The organism is Actinomadura rubrisoli, from assembly GCF_004349215.1.
Classification (GTDB): domain Bacteria; phylum Actinomycetota; class Actinomycetes; order Streptosporangiales; family Streptosporangiaceae; genus Spirillospora; species Spirillospora rubrisoli.
This window is the reverse complement of sequence record NZ_SMKU01000186.1, coordinates 1-18,337: the sequence shown is the minus strand read 5'-3', so window position 1 is coordinate 18,337 and position 18,337 is coordinate 1. Positions and strand designations below refer to the sequence as shown.

Below are 18,337 nucleotides of genomic sequence, written 5' to 3'. Positions count from 1 at the left end.
GGCAGGGGCACGGGGTCTTCGGGGGGCGCGGCGAGGCCGCGGCGGCGCAGTTCGTCGAGCAGGGGGTGGGCGGCGGCCTGGATCGCGGCCAGGTCGTCGCCGCTCAGATCGGCGACCTCGAGAAGGAGCGTGAGGTCGGGTGCGAGGCGGACGCCCTGGACGACCGCGGGACGAGCCGCGTCGTAGTCGATGGACGCGGCGGCGCGGCCATAGGACACATCGGGCCGTGCGCTCCAGAAGCGCCCTCGGGCGGGGGTATCGGTCTCGGGCGCTTGTGCGGGTGTGCGCGGAGAGGGCGGCGTTTCGCCGTTGCCGCTGGTGGGGGGCGTGGACTCCGGGAGGGCGGCGATCTCTTCGAGCGTGGCGTCGGTGGCGGCCGCCAGTTCCAGCTGGATCTCGGCGATCGAGCGGCCCGCCGCTTGACGCCGCTTCACCGCGACGAGCTGGCGGAGATGCCGCGGCCCGTAGAGGGCGGTGCGGCCGCGGCGGCCCAGCGGCGGGTCGACGAGGCCGATCGTGGTGTACCAGCGGATCAGCCGCTCGTTGGGCATGTCGCGCACCCGGCCGCTGACCTGCGCGGATTCGCCGACCGCGAGGGCCTTGACGGCCCGTTCCGCCAGCTCGGTGATCGTCCACGTCCCATCCATGCCCCCATGGTGACACTGTCACGATGACACTGTCAAATTCGAGGGAGGTCTTGAACGGCGGGGTGGACTGCCGCACGCTTGTCCCTCCAGATGCGGCTGCGGGGGCCGAGAGAAGGGGCATTCAGGTGCGGAGCAGCGGGGTCGGGGCGTCCAGCGCCGGGGCCTCGGCCATGTTCCGCTATCGCGCGCTGGCCGCCGAGCATCGTTGGGAACGGCGCGTGATGCGGGGCTTGCTGGCCTGCGGTGCGGGGGTGATCGCGGCCGGGGTGAGCGTCTGGTGGGCGGGACCGGTGGTGGCGGTCGCCGCTTTCGCCGGGCACGTGGTCTACACGCGAGTACGGCCGGGGCCCACGACGAATTGGCGGCGTGGCGCCCAGGCCGAGCGTCGTACTGGGCGGCGACTGGCGAGGCTGGATCCGGCCGGGTATCACGTGCTTCACGACCGGGCGCTGCCTGGCGCATCCGCTAACCTCGACCACCTGGTGATCGGCCTGACGGGCGTCTACGCGATCGCCAGCAGGCGGTTCCGCTGGGGAGTTCCGCTTCGGGCCGAGCAGCATCGGCTCTGGGTGGGGAAGCGGCCTGTCCGGGGCGTGACCGGTGTGGCCGGACGAGCAGCCGGGGAGGTCGCCGAGTTGCTGACCGGAGAGCTGGATTGCGACGTGTCGGTCACGGCGGTTGTGGTCGTGCACGGTGCGCGGGGTGCCCGGGACGGGTTCTGGCACCGTGACGTGTTCTTCTGTTCGGCGCGCATGGTTCCACGAGCTTTCGCGAAGCGTCCTGTGATCTTTACCAGCGCACAGGTCACCACGATCGCGGCGGCCGCGGAGCGGCTGCTGCCGCCCATGATGGAAATGCTTACTCGCAGGTGAGGTATGTGCTACCGGCGGCGGCAACGCGATCTGTGCTGTCCGTATTGGATCAGACGCATACCGTCAGTAGAGGCAGGTCAACGGGCCATTAGATATTTCGGACAGCTCGCTCAAGTGCCTAGTTTTTCCTCATAAGCCGCACTTCAGAAAAGCATCACTAAATTAACAGGAATGGAATTCGGTGGAGGTGCTTGACCTTCTGAATTCGCCTGTAAAGGGGTGCTCTCAGCGCTTACCTTTCTGGCATGGACGACCATCTGCTGGTCGAGGCGCTGCGCGAGCGTGACCCGGGTGCCCCGGCCGCGCTGTACGGCGCCTATGCCGACCGGCTCTACGCGTACTGCTGGTTCCAGCTGCGCGGGCGCGATGCGGCCCAGGTCGCGCTGCGGGACACGTTCATCGTCGCCGAGGCGCACATCGGCAAGCTGCGCGATCCCGACCGGTTCGGGCCGTGGCTGTACGCCATCGCCCGGCTGGAGTGCACGCGGCGCTTGCCGCCGCGCGGGCAATCGCCGGATCTGCCGATCGCGAGCCACGATCAGGAGGATGTCGACCAGCGGATCACGGCGTGGCAGGCCGTGCTGGCACTGCGGCCGGTCACGCGGGAGATCCTGGAGCTCCGGGTGCGGCACCAGCTGTCGGTGCCCGACCTGGCGGCCATCTTCGACCTGCCCGTGAGGGAGGCACAGGCGGCGCTCGATCGCGCGCATGGCGAACTCGAAGAGGCGCTGACGGCCGAGGTACTGGCGAGCCAGGGGCCGTACGGCTGTTCCGCACGTGCCGTGTTGCTGCGTGAGCGGCGCGGTGAGCTGACGTCTGATCTGAGCGGGCGGCTGGTGGAGCATGCTCAGGAGTGCGAGACATGCGGAGCGTTCCGTCCTCGTACGGTGTCGGCCGCCAAGGTGTACGGGCTGCTGCCGGACGCGGTTCCGCCGGACGAGCTGCGGCTGCGGGTGATGAGCTGCTTCCTCGACCCGGATCTCGTCGGTTACCGGCTCTTCGTCGCCACCCGGGTCACCGAGTTCACGCCCAACGGGTTCCCTGCCCAGTCCAAGCAGTCGACCCGTCCGCTCCTGGCGTCCTGTGCCGGTGGCGGGCTCTCATGGCTCCGTCGCTTCCGCAGGACGCGCGGCGATGCGGAGGCGGAGGGCGGGACGAGGGCGCAGGCGGTCCGTGTCGCCGCCGTGCTCGCGGTGACGGCGCTGCTCTTCGGTGGAGGGCTCGCGGCCATGTACGGGTTCTTCGGCGTGGACGGAAGCGGCGCGGGGCCGGCGGGCACTCTCAACGGTCCACTTCCCACAGCTGTGCCAGGGCTGCCGCAGTCGCCGGTACAGGACCATCCACCGGCCGGATTGCCGGACGAAAGCGGGAGCATCGACCCCGTTCCCGTGTCGGCCACGTTCCCGCTCGGCTCGCAGGCATCGTCCGCGCCACCGATAGCGTTGCCGTCGCCGTCCTCGGATCCGGTGCTCCCGAACGTCTCCGGGGGCCAGGCGTCGGTCCCCGTCGGCACTCTGGCCGTTTCTCCGCTCTTCCTCGACCTTGCAGGGGGTTCGGACGGGACCGTCGAACTGCGGGCAGAGGGCAAGCCGGTCGCGTGGCGCGCCAAGGGGTGGGGTTCCGCGCGGCCCAGCCAGTCCTCCGGGTATCTGGAGGCTGGACGGGCGGTGAGCATCGGCGTCCATGTCGAGCGGAACGCCCGCTCGCGCGGTGAAGGCGGCATTACGTTCCAGCCCGGCGGAGTACAGGTGCACGTCACCTGGCGCCCGGACGAACCGGACCCCGGCCCGGACCCCACGCCAACGCCCACGGGTCCTACGGATCCGTCCACGCCGCCTGCGTCCGAACGGCCGGAGACCCGGCCGCCGTCCTCCCAGCCGAAGCCGCCGTCGTCCTCGGCACCACCGCCCTCCGATCCACCGGCGCCGTCCGACCCGCCTCCCGCCAGTGGCGGTGCCGAGCCTCCTCCGTCCTCGGAGACGCCGAATTCTCCGGGCACGTCCGGTGAGAGCCCCACGCCGCAGGGCTCAGCCTGATCCCCTCCCACGCGGGTGCGACGGAAGTTCCGATCGTTGGCCAACTTCACTACTCTTCGTAGATGATCATTTGCGCTAAGTAATACATGCCTGGGGGAGGAGGTGTTCATGGCACCGAGACCAGCACAGCTTCGCCGCGGGACGCCGCTCTCCGCACGGGCCGGAACCCTGCGCCTGATCGCCTTCTCCTCCGGCCTGGCGATCGGCATGAGCTGGCTGGTTCCGGCCGCGTCGGCCGGTCCCGTCGCCCGGCCCGCGACCAGGCCGGCCCCCAGCGAGCGGGATGTCGAGAAGAGCGAGCGTCAGGTCCAGGAACGGGCGGCGGAGGTCGGCCGGACGAAGGCCAGGCTCGCACTCGCGGACGGCGAACTCGACAAGCTCGCCATCGCCGCGGAGGCCGCCGTAGAGCGGTACAACGGCGAGCGCGTCATGTTGGAACGTGCCCAGAAGACATACCAGGACACCCAGGCTCGCGTTGCCGAAGCCGTACGGCGGGTGGCCGAGAGCCAGGCGGAACTGGCGTCGTTCGCCGCGCAGGTCTACCAGCACAACACCGGCTACGACCAGATGTCGTCGGCGCTCGTGGGAAACGGCGGGCCGCAGGGCTTCATGGACCGTGCCGGGATGGTCAAGGTGCTGGCCGAACGGCGGGCCGGGATGGTCAGCCGCGTGGAGGCGTCCAAGAACGTCGCCGAGATGTTCCGCAGGCAGGCGAAGACCGCGTTCGAGGAGCAGGGGGCCGCGACAAGACGGGCGGACGACGCTAAGCGGTTCGCCGAGGACGCGGTGGCACGGCAGCAGGCGTCCGTGCAGCGCATAGAGGCGGAGAAGCGAAGCCTGGAAAGGCGGCTTGGCAGCGCTCAGGAGCACGCGGCTCAAGTAAAGCGCGCGCGGGAACGCGCTCTGGATCGAGCGCTGGAGCGTGCCCGCGAACGGGCGCTGGAGGCGACTGAGGTCGGAGCCGTCTCCATCGGGCCGGGTCGTCCGGTCGCGTCCGCGGCGCGGGGTGCGCTCGTCGCCCGTGCTGCGCTGAAGTGGCTGGGGACGCCGTACTCCTGGGGCGGGGGCACGGTCAGCGGACCGAGCTTCGGCATCGCCCACGGCTCGGGAATCTTCGGCTTCGACTGCTCTGGCCTGGCGATGTACGCGTGGGCCAAGGCGGGCGTCCGGCTCGACCACTGGACCGGTACGCAGTGGACATCGGGGCCGCACGTGCCGTTGAGCGCGCTCCGTTCCGGAGACCTGGTGTTCTTCGCCAGGGACAAGTCCAACCCGGACACGATCCACCACGTGGGCGTCTACATCGGCGACGGCCGGATGGTGGAAGCGCCGTACACCGGCGCGCATGTGCGGATCTCCAGCGTCCACCGGCATGACCTGATCGGCGCGACACGCCCGACCGGCTGACTGATTAGACGCTGATGTGTCGCTTTGGAAGACGACCGTCCGGCACTTCGCCAGACGGCGAGAACCCCTCCGTGCGGCGTCCGTACGGAAGGGTTCTCACCGGCTGCGCAGTGCGGGCGGCGGGGAGCGGATCAGCGCCGCCTGTGGCCCTCAGTGGCCGCCCTGGTCGACCACGCGCTTGCGGGATCGCTCGATCTCCAGCTCGGCCTCGACGCGGCCGACCCAGCTGGCGCCCTCGACGGACTTGCCGGGCTCCAGGTCCTTGTAGACCTCGAAGAAGTGCTGGATCTCCAGGCGGTCGAACTCGGGGACATGGTGGATGTCCCGCAGGTGCTCCATGCGCGGGTCGGTCGCGGGGACGCAGAGGACCTTGTCGTCACCACCGGCCTCGTCCGTCATCCGGAACATGCCCACCGCGCGGCAGCGGATGAGGCAGCCGGGGAACGTCGGCTCCTGCAGCAGGACCAGCGCGTCCAGGGGATCGCCGTCCTCCCCCAGCGTGTCCTCGATGAACCCGTAGTCGGCCGGGTACTGGGTCGAGGTGAACAGCATGCGGTCGAGACGGATGCGCCCGCTCTCGTGGTCCACCTCGTACTTGTTCCGCTGGCCCTTCGGGATCTCAATGGTGACGTCGAAATCCAAGATGTCCTCCGCTCCCTGCGCGGTCGCAGTGAATAGTCTTCGGGAGTCTGTGCGGGCGAGGCCGACCCCCACAGTGAGTCTTCCCTTATATAAGGATGTCGCACGTTGGTGAGTGCTGAGTGGGAGAGGGGCGGTCACGTGCCTGAACGAGGCCGGACCCTCGCGGTGCTGTCACTGTCCCTCCTTAATGTTTTCACCGCCGTCGCAGGGCTGGCAGTGGTGAAACTCACACCCGAGCGCCATCTGTCGCCCCAGCCGCCGTCCGTGGCCGAGCGCGACCTCGTCCAGGCGTCGGCCGCGATACCGGCCGCCGACCCCGCCGCTGCCAAGGTGCCGAGCCCCTCCATCCTGGCGGGACGGCTGTCCCCGTTGGTCGGCGGCCCGGGCGCGAAGGTCAGCGCAGTGGTCGTCGACGCCGTGACCGGCCGTCCATTGTTCCAGCAGCGCGCCAATGTGCCGGCGACCCCGGCCTCGACGACGAAGCTGGCGACGTCCGTCGCGGCACTGGCCACAGTCGGTCCCCAGCACCGGATCATCACGCAGGTCGTGCGTGGCGCAGGCGGCGGCGTCGTCCTGGTCGGAGGCGGGGATCCTACCTTGACGGCCCTTCCCGCGCGCCCGGACGCGAGCCATCCGCCATATGCGTCGCTCTCGGAGCTGGCGAAGCAGACCGCCAGGTCGCTCAAGGCGTCCGGTGTGCGGCGTGTACAGGTGGACTACGACGCGTCCGCCTACCAAGGGCCTGGCAGCGCCGCCAGTTGGAAGCCCAACTACCTGCCCGATGGCGAGCTGGCACCGGTCACGGGCTTGACCGTGGACGAGGGGCGCGTCGCCCCGGGCGATCCGACGCGGAAGGAGCGGGTGTCCGATCCGCCCGCCGCCGCCGCGGGGACGTTCGCTCGGCTGCTGTCCAGGAACGGTGTGGCGGCCAAGGCCGGACGCGCGGCGGTCGCCTCGAAGGGCGCCGCCCAGCTCGGTGCCGTGCGGTCGCCCCCGGTGTCGGCGCTGGTCGAGCACCTGCTGACCGAGAGCGACAACGACGTGGCCGAGGCCATGGCCAGGCAGGTCGCCATCAAGCAGGGTCGGCAGCCGTCGTTCGCGGGCGCCGCGCAGGCCGTCCGGCAGGTGCTCGCCGGGCTCGGTGTCGCCGACGGGGTGCTGGTCAACGACGGCAGCGGGCTGTCGCCGCGCAACCGGATCTCCCCGATCGCGCTCGCCCGCATCGTGTCGCTCGCCGCCGGGCCCGAACACCCTGAGCTCCGGTCGGTGATCACCGGGATGCCGATCGCCGGGTTCTCGGGGACGCTGCGTCCGCCCCGCTACACGGGCCCGACCAGCCAGGCCGGGGCGGGGCTCGTGCGCGCGAAGACGGGCACGCTCGCGGGGATCAGCACGCTTGCCGGGATCGCCTACGACGCGGACGGACGGCTGCTGGCGTTCGCGTTCATGGCGGGCGACGGGAAGGGGCCGGTGGACCCGGGCAAGCTCGACCAGCTCGCCGCGGCCCTCGCCACCTGCGGTTGCGGCTGACGCGGCCTTGATCTGCCAGGCCGAGTGTGGGCGGGCCCGTACGGGAGATAACCAGAACGGTTGTTCGTTGAACGATCGTGCAGAGGCGCCGCGGCGCCGCGTCCGAGACGTACGGTGGAGTACATGAGCGCCTCAATGATCGACTGGAACGTGGCGGTCCAGGCAGGCAGCCGGCTCGTCAGGCCGGGTCCCCAGGTCAGCCACGACGAGGCCCGGGAGGTCGTGGCGGAGCTGCGCGAGCTTTCGAGGCTCGCCCACGGGCACGTCCGGGACTTCACCGGCATGGCCTCCGAGGTCGATCCGGCCCCGGCGACGATCGTGGACAGGCCCGGCTGGATCCGGGCGAACGTCGACGGCTTCCGGGTGGTGCTCGAACCGCTCATGGAGCAGATGTCGGAGCGCCGCGGTCCCGGTCCGCTCGGCGGGGCGGGCAACGTGGTCGTCCAAGCCGTCGGGTCACGGGTGACGGGCATGCAGGTGGGCGCGATCCTGGCCTACATGGCCAGCCGTGTCCTCGGCCAGTACGAGCTGTTCCTGCCGCCGGACCCGTCGGGCAACGCCCCTACAGGACGGCTGACCCTGGTCGCCCCCAACATCGTGCACGTGGAGCAGGAACTCGGCGTGGACGCGCGCGACTTCCGCCTCTGGGTGTGCCTGCACGAGGAGACGCACCGGGCCCAGTTCACCGGTGTGCCCTGGCTGCGCGAGTACGTGCAGGACCAGATGACCAAGTTCCTCCTGGCGTCCGACCTGGACCCGGGCGTGATGCTGGACCGGATCCGGGACGCGGCCGAGGCCGTCGCCGACGCCGTGCGCGGTGGCGACTCCAACCTCATCGACGCGATCCAGAGCCCTGAGCAGCGCGAGATCCTCGATCGGCTCACCGCCGTGATGACGCTCGTCGAGGGGCACGGCGACTACGTCATGGACGCGGTCGGGCCGGAGGTCGTGCCGTCCGTGCAGCAGATCCGGTCGCGCTTCCAAGGACGGCGCGACGGCGGCTCCAAGCTGGACAAGACGATCCGGCGGCTCCTCGGCATCGACCTGAAGATGAAGCAGTACGCGGAGGGTTCGCGGTTCGTGCGGCGGGTCGTCACCGAGGCCGGCATGGCCGGGTTCAACCAGGTGTGGCAGTCGCCCGAGACGCTGCCCACGCATGCGGAGATCAAGGAACCGGCCCTGTGGATGGACCGGGTCGTCGGGCCGCGCGCCATCGACGTGGCCCCACCGGAGGCCAGCGAAGCCTGAGCCTGGTCCGGACGCTCGCCGCCGTGGGGTGGTAGAGGTTTCCCATGGGCCCTGATCCGGCAGTGGCGGCGGTACGCCTGGCGGTACGGGAGGCGCTCGCCACCCTGCCGCCCGGTGCGATGGTGCTCGCGGCGTGCAGCGGCGGCGCCGATTCGCTGGCGCTCGCCGGGGCGCTGGCCTTCGAGGCGCCGCGCTCGGGGCGTCCGGCCGGTGCGGTCACGATCGACCACGGTTTGCAGGACGGCTCGGCCGAGCGCGCCGACGCCGTCGTCCGCCTCCTCGCCGGTCTTGGCCTCGACCCGGTCGGCTCGATCGCCGTCACCGTGGACGGACGGGGCGGGACCGAGAACGCCGCCCGCGACGCCCGCTACGCCGCCCTGGACGGGGCCGCAAGCCGCCTGAGAGCGGCGGGGGTGCTCCTCGGGCATACCCGGGACGACCAGGCCGAGACCGTCCTTCTCGGGCTGGCACGCGGCTCCGGCGCCCGCTCGCTGTCGGGGATGTCGCCGTCCTTCACCCGGCCCGCCGCTTCGCCTGCTGGGGACGGAGCGGGCGTCCTCTACTGCCGGCCCTTGCTGGAGCTCGGTCGGGCGACCGTTCGCAGGGCCTGCCTGGCGATGGGGCTGGAGCCTTGGGACGACCCGCACAACGACGATCCCGCCTATGCGCGTGTGCGTGTCCGGCACGATGCCCTGCCCGCGCTGGAGGAGGCACTCGGACCCGGAGTGGCCGAAGCCCTTGCCCGGACGGGACGGCTGCTGCGCGACGACGCGGACGCTCTCGACGATCTCGCCAGACGGGCCTACGCGGATCTCCAAGTGCCCGAAGCCGCATCCAACGCGTCCCTTGGCGATGAACCAGAGGAGACGGGAGAGGCGGGAGAGGCGGGAGAGGCCGGACGAGGCGTAGGCGACGGCGCCCGTGTCGCGATCCGGGTGGACGGGCTCGGCGACTTGCCCAGGGCCGTCCGTACGCGGGTGTTGCGGATGGCGGCCGTCGACGCCGGCAGCCCACCGGGTACGCTCGCGGCCGTCCATGTCGATTCAGTGGATCGGCTGGTCACGGCCTGGCACGGCCAGCGGCACGTCGACCTCCCCGGGGGCCTTCGCGCTTTCCGGCGGTATGGGAAGCTGCTGATCGGCCCGGTTTGATGTCGCGCCGTGTGCGAGCCGTCGCGGGGCGCGTCCGAGTCACAGCGATGAGGGTGGGGTTGTGGACGAGAAGGACCTGGGCACGGATCTGGCGAAGGTACTGATCCCCGAGGACCGGCTGCAGGCCAAGGTGCGGGAGCTGGCCGAGCAGATCGACGCCGACTACGAGGGCAGGGACCTGCTGCTCGTCGGGGTCCTCAAGGGCGCCGTCATGATCATGGCCGACCTGGCGCGGGCGCTGCACATGCCCGCCTCGATGGACTGGATGGCCGTGTCGTCGTACGGCTCGGGGACCAAGTCGTCCGGCGTCGTGCGTATCCTCAAAGACCTGGACACCGACATCATCGATCGCCATGTGCTCATCGTGGAGGACATCGTCGACTCGGGTCTCACGCTGTCCTGGCTGGTCAGCAACCTGCACTCGCGGGGTCCGGCGTCGCTGGAGGTCTGTGCGCTGCTGCGCAAGCCGGAGGCGGTCAAGACCGAGGTCGATGTCAGGTACATCGGGTTCGACATTCCGAACGAGTTCGTCATCGGGTACGGGCTGGACTACTCGGAGAAGTACCGGAACCTGCCGTTCGTCGGCACGCTCGCACCGCACGTGTACGGGGGCGGGGGCGCTTAGGGACGGGGCCAGGCCCGGCGAGGACGGCGGGCGTGGCGATCCGCTCGTCGCGGGGCTGGTGAGGGCCCTGGTGGGGTCACCAGGGAACAAGGGGCCGTGACGGATCGTTGCAAAGGTCGTTGACGGGTATATGGAAAGGATCAGGAGATTCGGCGTGGCTGCGTCTCCTGTGCCTTGCGGTGTACCGTCGGTGTCCCGGGCCCTTCGGTCCGGGAGCCACATGAGGGAGACCGCCTCGGTCGGTCCGGAGCCCCGGGCTACGGGCCTTTTGTTGGTCGCAGTGGCGTCCGCCCCCCGGGACGGACGAGGATCGCACACAGACGTTGGTCAGGAGGGACGGGCCCCGAAGGGGTAACCGGATAAATGGACGTGAAGCGCTATTTTCGCGGGCCGCTGCTGTGGATCCTGCTGTTCGGGCTGTTGGTCGCCCTTGTCATGTGGGGCGTCAACCCCGGCCGTTCGTATGAGAAGACCGACACCTCCAAGGTGGTCCAGGAGATCGCCGCGGGCAAGGTGAAGTCCGCCAAGATCATTGACAAGGACCAGCGGATCGAGGTCACGCTCACCGACAACAAGCACCAGCAGGCCTCATGGGTGGACGGCCAGGGACTGCAACTGCAGAACCAGCTCCAGCAGCAGGCGAACGCGGGCAAGCTCCCCGGCGGCTACAACGTCGAGGTGCCGAAGCAGAGCTTCTTCTTGAACCTGCTGTTCAGCCTGTTGCCCATCGTTGTCATCGTGCTGATCTTCCTGTTCATCATGAACCAGATGCAGGGCGGCGGCTCGCGCGTGATGAACTTCGGCAAATCCAAGGCCAAGCTCATCACCAAGGACACGCCGAAGACCACGTTCGCGGACGTGGCCGGGGCCGACGAGGCCCTGGAGGAGCTGGAGGAGATCAAGGACTTCCTGCAGAACCCGGCCAAGTTCCAGTCGATCGGTGCCAAGATCCCCAAGGGCGTGCTGCTGTACGGCCCGCCCGGCACGGGCAAGACCCTGCTGGCCCGCGCGGTGGCCGGCGAGGCCGGGGTGCCGTTCTACTCGATCTCCGGTTCGGACTTCGTCGAGATGTTCGTCGGCGTGGGCGCCTCCCGCGTCCGCGACCTGTTCGAGCAGGCCAAGGCGAACGCCCCCTCGATCATCTTCATCGACGAGATCGACGCCGTCGGCCGGCACCGCGGCGCGGGGCTCGGCGGCGGCCACGACGAGCGCGAGCAGACCCTCAACCAGCTGCTGGTCGAGATGGACGGCTTCGACGTCAAGGGCGGCGTGATCCTGATCGCGGCGACCAACCGTCCCGACATCCTCGACCCGGCGCTGCTGCGTCCGGGGCGCTTCGACCGCCAGGTCACCGTGGACCGGCCCGACCTGGAGGGCCGCAAGGGCATCCTCCGGGTGCACGGCCGGGGCAAGCCGTTCGCCCCGGACGTCGACCTGGACGTGATCGCGCGCCGCACCCCGGGCTTCACCGGCGCCGACCTGGCGAACGTCATCAACGAGGCCGCGCTGCTCACGGCGCGCTTCGACCGCAAGCTGATCGACATGGACACCCTTGAGGAGTCCATCGACCGCGTGATGGCCGGGCCTGAGCGCAAGTCCCGGGTGATGTCGGAGAAGGAAAAGAAGATCATCGCCTACCACGAGGGCGGTCACGCGCTGGTGGCGCACGCGCTGCCGAACGCCGACCCCGTGCACAAGGTGACGATCCTTCCGCGCGGCCGGGCCCTGGGCTACACCATGACCCTGCCGATGGAGGACAAGTTCCTCACGACGCGCTCGGAGATGAACGACCAGCTCGCGATGCTGCTGGGCGGCCGTACGGCCGAGGAGTTGGTGTTCCACGAGCCGACCACGGGCGCGGCCAACGACATCGAGAAGGCCACGTCGATCGCGCGCAACATGGTGACCGAGTTCGGGATGAGCGAGCGCCTCGGCGCCCGCAAGTTCGGCACGGGCGCCGGCGAGGTGTTCCTGGGCCGCGACATGGGCCACGAGCGCGACTACTCCGAGGACATCGCCTCGGCGATCGACGACGAGGTCCGCCGGTACATCGAGTCCGCGCACGACACGGCGTGGGAGATCCTCGTGGAGTACCGGGACGTCCTGGACGACCTGGTGGTCAACCTCATGGACAAGGAGACCCTCTCCAAGAACCAGGTGCTGGAGATCTTCGCGCCCATCACGAAGCGTCCGCACCAGAACTCCTACACCGGCTATGGCAAGCGCCTCCCGTCCGACCGTCCGCCGGTGCTCACGCCCAAGGAGCTGGCCCTGCTCGGCCCGCAGGACGTTTCCGACCTGACCAAGGGCAACGGTCAGAGCGGCGGCGGCGTCTCCTCCGAGGCCGTCGATCCGGCCCAGGGCGAGAGCTGATCGTCTTGGCCGTCCCGTACGGCGAGGAGCCGGTGCAGGAGGATCCGCCGGGGTTCGACCACGCGCGGATCGAGAAGGCCGTGCGCGAGATCCTGTTCGCGATCGGGGAGGACCCCGATCGCGACGGGCTCCGCGACACGCCTTCCCGGGTGGCGCGCGCGTACGCCGAGCAGTTCGCGGGCCTGCGGCAGCGCCCCGAGGACGCGCTGACCACGGTGTTCGACGCCGACCATGAAGAGATGGTCCTGGTGAAGGACATCGAGGTCTACAGCGTGTGCGAGCACCATCTGGTGCCGTTCCACGGGGTCGCGCACGTGGGCTACACACCCAACAAGAAGGGCCAGATCACCGGCCTGTCGAAGCTGGCGCGGCTGGTGGACGTGTACGCCCGGCGGCCGCAGGTGCAGGAGCGGCTGACCAGCCAGGTCGCGGACGCGATGATGAGCGTGCTGGAACCGCGCGGCGCGATCGTGGTGATCGAGGCCGAGCATCTGTGCATGACGATGCGGGGCGTCCGCAAGCCGGGCGCCAAGACGGTGACCTCGGCGGTGCGCGGCGACTTCCGCGATCATCCCGAGACCCGCTCCGAGGCGATGAGCCTGATCCTCGGCCGCTACTGATCGCCGACCCTAATCCGGTTCCCCGGACCACCTGAACGGGCCTCAGCATCGCGCTGAGGCCCGTTCAGCGTTGTCTCTCCGCCGCCGCACCTCGGCGGCCGCCAGGCAAAGGGGGTCATCCGGGACGACTAGATCATCGGGGCGGCGCGTGGGCGGGTTGAACGCAAGGCATAGGGTTGGCGGCATGACCAGTGCCGCCGCTCCGGGGCTGCCCGCGCCAGGGCGCTGCCTCGTCATGGGCGTGGTCAATGTCACCCCCGATTCCTTCTCCGACGGCGGCGCCTGGTTCGAGCCGGAGAAGGCGATCAGGCACGGGTTCGACCTTGTCGGCGAGGGCGCCGACATCGTCGACGTCGGTGGCGAGTCCACCAGGCCCGGCGCGCAGCGCGTCTCCCTGGAGGAGGAACTGCGCCGGGTGGTGCCGGTGATCGAGGCGCTCGCCGCCGAGGACGTTCCCGTCAGCGTCGACACGATGCGGGCCGAGGTGGCCGAGGCCGCCGTCGCCGCCGGGGCGCGGCTGGTGAACGACGTCAGCGGCGGCCTGGCCGACCCCGACATGCCGCGTGTGGTGGCCGCGACCGGCGTCCCGTACGTCGTGATGCACTGGCGGGGGCACAGCCACGACATGCAGACCCGGGCCGTGTACGCCGACGTCGTCCGCGAGGTCCGCGAGGAACTGCTGCGCCGCGTCGAGGCCGTCCTGGCCGAGGGCGTCGACCCGTCCCTGATCGTCCTCGATCCGGGGCTGGGATTCGCGAAGAGCCCTAAGGCGGGCCACAACTGGGCGCTGCTGGCCCATCTGGACGCGTTCACCTCGACGGGCCATCCCGTGCTGGTCGGCGCGTCCCGCAAGAGCTTCCTCAGCAGCCTGCTGGCCGACCCTGACGGGACCCGTCGGCCGTTCGCCGAATGCGACGACGCGACCGTGGCCATCACGTCCCTCGCGGCCGTCGGGGGAGCGTGGTGCGTGCGCGTGCACCGTGTCCGTCCCAACGTCGACGCCGTGCGCGTGGCCGCCGCCATCCGCGCCGCACGGCCGCCGCAAGAGGCCGCTTGGCCGCCGCAAGACATCTCCGAAGCCGAACCTGCCGCGGCGGACGGTCGCGCCGACTCCGAGAGCGACAGTTGATGAGCCGTGCTGTGAACCGTGCCGATCTGGACGAGGTCCACGCGGAGTTCTATGCCGCGTTCGAGGCCGGTGACTTCGACCGGATGTCCGCGGTGTGGGCGGACGGCCCGTACGCGGCGGGCGTCTCGTGCGTGCATCCCGGCTGGACGATGCTGCGGGGACGTGAGGAGGTCCTTCGCTCCTGGGCCCTCATCATGGCCAACACGCCCTATATCCAGTTCGTGCTGACCGACGTCGAGACCGATGTTTACGGCGATCACGCGGTGGTCACTTGCAAGGAGAACGTTCTCACCGCCGACGAGGACACCGAGGCCGGGTTCCTCGCCGGGGGCAGCATCGTGGCCACCAACGTGTTCGTCCGGGCCGAGGGGGAGTGGCGGCTCCTGCTCCACCACGGCTCGCCAGTGCTCAACGGCGCGGATGCAGAGGAAGAATGACTCTCGACCACATTGAACTGCGCGGCTTGCGGGCCCGGGGGCGGCACGGCTGCCTGCCCGCCGAACGCGAGCTGGGGCAGGAGTTCGTGGTGGACGTCGTCCTCGGGCTCGACACCCGTCCGGCCGCCGCCGGGGACGACCTTTCGCGTACCGTCGACTACGGATCGCTCGCCGGCCGACTGGTCGCCGTCGTCGAGGGAGAGCCCGTCAACCTGATCGAAACGCTCGCCGACCGGCTGGCGAAGATATGCCTGGAAGACGCGATGGTGGCGAAGGCCGAGATCACCGTCCACAAGCCGAGTGCCCCGGTGCCGTACCCCTTCACGGACGTCGCCGTGAAGATCACGAGGAGTCGCCCATGACAGCGTCCGACCGCATGCCCGACCGCACCGCCACCGGCGGCCACATGCTGGTCCAGCACCGCGTCGTGTTCTCGCTCGGAAGCAACCTCGGCGACCGCCTGGACAACATCCAGGAGGCCGTCGACGCGCTGTTCGACGCGCCCGGACTTGAGTTCGTCGCGTTCTCCCCGGTCTACGAGACCGCCCCCTACGCGCCCCCCGGAGAGACGCTCCCCGAGCAGGGCGACTACCTGAACATCGTGCTGGTGGCCGATACCCGGCTGCCGCCGGAGAACCTCCTGGAGCGCGTCCTCAACATCGAGAACTCCATGCGCCGCGTCCGCGAGGTCCGCTGGGGCCCCCGCACCCTCGACATCGACATCGTGGTGTTCGGCGACATCTCCTCCGAAGACCCCGAACTGACGCTCCCCCACCCCCGCGCGCACGAGCGGGCGTTCGTGCTCGTCCCGTGGGCCGATATCGAACCGGACGTCCTGCTGCCCGGACACGGGCGTGTCGGCGACCTGGCCGAGGCGAAGCAGGCGGAGGGGGGACCGTCGGCGGTTCGCCGGCGGACCGACCTGACGCTTCAGCAGCCTGCATGAGACCGACCCGCCCGCTGTTCCTCGTCGCCCTCGTGGTCGTCCTCGCACTGATCTCGTGGGCGGTGCTGCGTACGGCCTACGTCTCGCTGCCGCCGCTGCCCTGGACGGCGGTGCCGACGCTGCTGCTGCTGGCGCTCGGCGAGGGGTTCACCGGTGTGAACGTCCTGCGCCGCATCCGCCGCAAGCCGAACACCAGGCCGGTGGAGCCCCTCGTCGTCGCGCGCATGGCCGCACTGGGCAAGGCCAGCGCGCACGCCGCCGCGGTGCTCGCCGGCATCTTCGCCGGGTTCGCCGCAAGCCTCGGCGACTCGCTCGACAAGCCGACGCCGCGCGACGACTTCTTCGTGAGCGGGGGCACGTTCCTGGCCGCCGTCGTTCTGGTTGGCGCGGCGTTCTTCCTGGAGTACTCCTGCCGCGTCCCGAAGGACCCGGACGAGCAGGAACGCAACCGGGGCGCGTCCCACGCCTGACCGCTCCCGACCCGCGCTCCGGGGAGCGCTGAGCCCCCGGAGCGCGGGACTCCGAGCGCTCCCGGGGCTCCGAACGCTCCCAGGGCTCCCCGGGGTCCGAGCGCTCGCGGGGGTTACTTGTCGATGTCGCCCACGACGAAGAACATCGAGCCGAGGATCGCGATCATGTCGGCGACCAGGGTGCCCGGCAGCAGCTCCGTCAGGACCTGGATGTTGTTGAAAGAGGCGGACCGCAGCTTCATCCGCCACGGCGTCTTCTCGCCGCGCGACACCAGGTAGTAGCCGTTGATGCCGAGCGGGTTCTCCGTCCACGCGTAGGTGTGGCCCTCGGGGACCTTCAAGACCTTCGGCAGCCGCTGGTTGATCGGCCCGGGCGGCAGCTCGGCGAGACGGTCCAGGCAGGCGTCGGCCAGATCCAGCGACGCGTGCACCTGGTCGAGCAGGCACTCGAACCGGGCGAGGCAGTCGCCCTCCGTACGGGTGACCACGCGCACGTCCAGGTCGCCGTAGGCGAGGTACGGCTCGTCCCGCCGCAGGTCGAAGTCGAGCCCGGACGCGCGCGAGATGGGCCCGGACACCCCGTACTGAAGGATCTGTTCCTGCGTGAGCACCCCCACGCCGCGCGTTCGCGCACGGAAGATCTCGTTGCCCATGATGAGATCGTCGATGTCGTCCATCCGGCCCCGGACCTCGCCGACCGCGCGCCGCGCGCGCGCCGTCCATCCGGCGGGCAGGTCGTCCTTCAGACCGCCCACCCGGTTGAACATGTAGTGCATCCGGCCGCCGGAGATCTCCTCCATCACCCGCTGCAGCTCCTCCCGCTCGCGGAACGCGTAGAAGATCGGCGTGATGGCGCCCACTTCGAGCGGATAGGAGCCGAGGAACATCAGATGGTTGAGGCAGCGGTTGAGCTCGGCCAGCAGTGTCCTCGCCCAGACGGCGCGGGCCGGGACCTCCATGCCCAGCATCCGCTCCACGGCCAGGACGACGCCGAGCTCGCTGGCGAACGCCGACAGCCAGTCGTGCCGGTTGGCAAGCACGATGATCTGCCGGAAGTCGCGGACCTCGAACAGCTTCTCCGCGCCCCGGTGCATGTAGCCGACGATGGGTTCGGCGGCCGAGATGCGTTCGCCGTCCAGCGTCAGCCGGAGCCGCAGCACGCCGTGCGTGGACGGGTGCTGGGGCCCGATGTTCAACGTCATGTCCTCGGTGGCGAGCTCCTTGGCGCCCGCCCCGATCCCGACGATCCGTTCGGTGCTCATGGTCGCGTCTCCGCCGCTCCGATCACCGCCACATAGTGCCATGGCGAGCGGTGCTCGTTTTCCGGTTGACTAGGGGGCGATGAACGCGAGCCACGGCGAACCGCCATACGAGCCCGCCGCGCACCCTGCACCGCAGGGCGCGGCGACCCCGCCCGGCCAGCAGCAAAGCCAGCAGCAGGGCCAGCAACTCGGGCCGCAGCCCGGCGGCCGGCAGGCTGGGCAGCAGCCCGGGCAGGCGCCGGATCCCTATGCGCAGCAGCAGCCGGGCGCGGCGGTCGCGGCCCCGCCCGCGTACCGGGCCGACCAGGCGTTCGCGCCCGGCGGCGGATTCCAGTGGGCGCCGATCTCCAAGCGGCACACCTGGCACCGCCTGCTCACGGCCGCGTTGTGGGCGGTTCCGGTCGGCGCCCTGGGCGGGTTCCTCGTGTGGCGGAACGGAGGCGGCGTGCTCGCCGTCGTCCTGTGGGTCGCCGCCGTCCTGCTCGCCGTCGGCCTCACCGGCATCATGGCCGAGCTGGATCGCCGGTCCTTCGGTCACGCCGAGCGCGCGGACGACCTCATCGTCACCCACGGCGTGCTCGTGAAGCGCCTCATCGTCGTCCCGTACGGACGGATGCAGTTCGTGGACGTGACGGCCGGTCTGCTGGAGCGGTGGATGGGCATCGCGACCGTCCGCATGCACACCGCCGCCGCCGCGACCGACGCGACCATCCCCGGCTTGCCCGCCGCCGAGGCCGCCCAGCTCCGCGATCGTCTCGCCCAGAAGGGCGAGCAGCGGAGCATGGGCCTATGACCGGCCCCTACGGCCCGCCGCCCGGCGGCCAAGGCCCTCCGTATGGCCCGCCCCCTGGCGGCGGCCCTCCGCACGGTCCCCCGTACGGCCATCCCCATGGACCACCGCACGGGCCACCGCCCGGTGGCGGCCAGGGTCCTCCCCATGGC

At 70.3% G+C, this 18,337-nt stretch carries 18 protein-coding genes; 15 read left to right on the top strand and 3 right to left on the bottom strand.

The genetic code is table 11. From position 1 onward, the window contains the following. Positions 1-647 (bottom strand): MerR family transcriptional regulator (locus E1298_RS28800; protein ID WP_131898718.1); only part of this gene is annotated, 647 nt, incomplete at its 3' end. A 170-nt stretch (positions 648-817) separates the two neighbouring features. Between E1298_RS28800 and E1298_RS28795 the strand changes: the two genes are divergently transcribed. The 3 genes from E1298_RS28795 (at position 818) to E1298_RS28785 (ending at position 4,962) form a co-directional block, all read left to right on the top strand. Then, positions 818-1,519, top strand: coding sequence for a nuclease-related domain-containing protein (locus tag E1298_RS28795; RefSeq protein ID WP_131898716.1), 702 nt, complete (start codon positions 818-820; stop codon positions 1,517-1,519). Between the two features lie 245 nt (positions 1,520-1,764). Beyond that, a complete protein-coding gene (locus tag E1298_RS28790; RefSeq protein WP_131898714.1) occupies positions 1,765-3,555 on the top strand; it encodes an RNA polymerase sigma factor in 1,791 nt (596 codons plus the stop codon). Between the two features lie 108 nt (positions 3,556-3,663). Further along, positions 3,664-4,962, top strand: a complete 1,299-nt coding sequence (locus E1298_RS28785) for an NlpC/P60 family protein (RefSeq protein WP_131898712.1) — start codon at positions 3,664-3,666, stop codon at positions 4,960-4,962. Positions 4,963-5,112: 150 nt separating this feature from the next. Here E1298_RS28785 and E1298_RS28780 read toward each other — a convergent pair whose 3' ends face one another. Beyond that, the gene (locus tag E1298_RS28780; RefSeq protein ID WP_131898710.1) at positions 5,113-5,604 is read right to left on the bottom strand and encodes an inorganic diphosphatase; all 492 of its coding nucleotides are present in this window, start codon (positions 5,602-5,604) and stop codon (positions 5,113-5,115) included. A 219-nt stretch (positions 5,605-5,823) separates the two neighbouring features. Here E1298_RS28780 and dacB point away from each other — a divergent pair, with 219 nt between their 5' ends. The 11 genes from dacB (at position 5,824) to E1298_RS28725 (ending at position 16,133) form a co-directional block, all read left to right on the top strand. Continuing rightward, entirely contained in the window at positions 5,824-7,134 is a 1,311-nt protein-coding gene (dacB, locus tag E1298_RS28775; RefSeq protein ID WP_243725872.1) for a D-alanyl-D-alanine carboxypeptidase/D-alanyl-D-alanine endopeptidase, read from the top strand. A 135-nt stretch (positions 7,135-7,269) separates the two neighbouring features. Beyond that, the gene (locus E1298_RS28770; protein ID WP_131898722.1) at positions 7,270-8,382 is read left to right on the top strand and encodes a zinc-dependent metalloprotease; all 1,113 of its coding nucleotides are present in this window, start codon (positions 7,270-7,272) and stop codon (positions 8,380-8,382) included. Positions 8,383-8,426: 44 nt separating this feature from the next. Further along, positions 8,427-9,533, top strand: coding sequence for a tRNA lysidine(34) synthetase TilS (tilS, locus tag E1298_RS28765; protein ID WP_131898708.1), 1,107 nt, complete (start codon positions 8,427-8,429; stop codon positions 9,531-9,533). Positions 9,534-9,594: 61 nt separating this feature from the next. Beyond that, on the top strand, positions 9,595-10,158 hold the full coding sequence (hpt, locus tag E1298_RS28760) for a hypoxanthine phosphoribosyltransferase (protein ID WP_131898706.1): 564 nt from the start codon (positions 9,595-9,597) through the stop codon (positions 10,156-10,158). Positions 10,159-10,521: 363 nt separating this feature from the next. Then, the gene (gene ftsH / locus E1298_RS28755) at positions 10,522-12,531 is read left to right on the top strand and encodes an ATP-dependent zinc metalloprotease FtsH (RefSeq protein WP_131898704.1); all 2,010 of its coding nucleotides are present in this window, start codon (positions 10,522-10,524) and stop codon (positions 12,529-12,531) included. Between the two features lie 5 nt (positions 12,532-12,536). Next, entirely contained in the window at positions 12,537-13,151 is a 615-nt protein-coding gene (folE, locus tag E1298_RS28750; RefSeq protein ID WP_131898702.1) for a GTP cyclohydrolase I FolE, read from the top strand. 184 nt (positions 13,152-13,335) lie between these two features. Further along, the gene (gene folP, locus E1298_RS28745; RefSeq protein ID WP_165975712.1) at positions 13,336-14,280 is read left to right on the top strand and encodes a dihydropteroate synthase; all 945 of its coding nucleotides are present in this window, start codon (positions 13,336-13,338) and stop codon (positions 14,278-14,280) included. Further along, positions 14,280-14,717 carry a nuclear transport factor 2 family protein gene (locus tag E1298_RS28740; RefSeq protein WP_131898700.1) on the top strand — a complete coding sequence of 146 codons (438 nt, stop codon included), beginning with the start codon at positions 14,280-14,282 and terminating at the stop codon, positions 14,715-14,717. The genes folP and E1298_RS28740 overlap by 1 nt, the downstream gene beginning before the upstream one ends. Beyond that, on the top strand, positions 14,714-15,079 hold the full coding sequence (gene folB / locus E1298_RS28735) for a dihydroneopterin aldolase (RefSeq protein WP_131898699.1): 366 nt from the start codon (positions 14,714-14,716) through the stop codon (positions 15,077-15,079). Before E1298_RS28740 ends, folB begins: the two co-directional genes overlap by 4 nt. Next, entirely contained in the window at positions 15,076-15,663 is a 588-nt protein-coding gene (gene folK / locus E1298_RS28730; RefSeq protein ID WP_131898697.1) for a 2-amino-4-hydroxy-6-hydroxymethyldihydropteridine diphosphokinase, read from the top strand. The genes folB and folK overlap by 4 nt, the downstream gene beginning before the upstream one ends. Beyond that, positions 15,660-16,133, top strand: a complete 474-nt coding sequence (locus E1298_RS28725; protein ID WP_131898695.1) for a DUF3180 domain-containing protein — start codon at positions 15,660-15,662, stop codon at positions 16,131-16,133. The genes folK and E1298_RS28725 overlap by 4 nt, the downstream gene beginning before the upstream one ends. Positions 16,134-16,246: 113 nt before the next feature. Here E1298_RS28725 and E1298_RS28720 read toward each other — a convergent pair whose 3' ends face one another. Next, positions 16,247-17,395 (bottom strand): NADH-quinone oxidoreductase subunit D, encoded by a 1,149-nt coding sequence (locus tag E1298_RS28720; RefSeq protein WP_131898693.1) that lies wholly within the window; start codon positions 17,393-17,395, stop codon positions 16,247-16,249. A 79-nt stretch (positions 17,396-17,474) separates the two neighbouring features. Between E1298_RS28720 and E1298_RS28715 the strand changes: the two genes are divergently transcribed. Continuing rightward, positions 17,475-18,188 (top strand): PH domain-containing protein, encoded by a 714-nt coding sequence (locus tag E1298_RS28715; RefSeq protein ID WP_131898691.1) that lies wholly within the window; start codon positions 17,475-17,477, stop codon positions 18,186-18,188. Positions 18,189-18,337 lie beyond the last annotated feature (149 nt).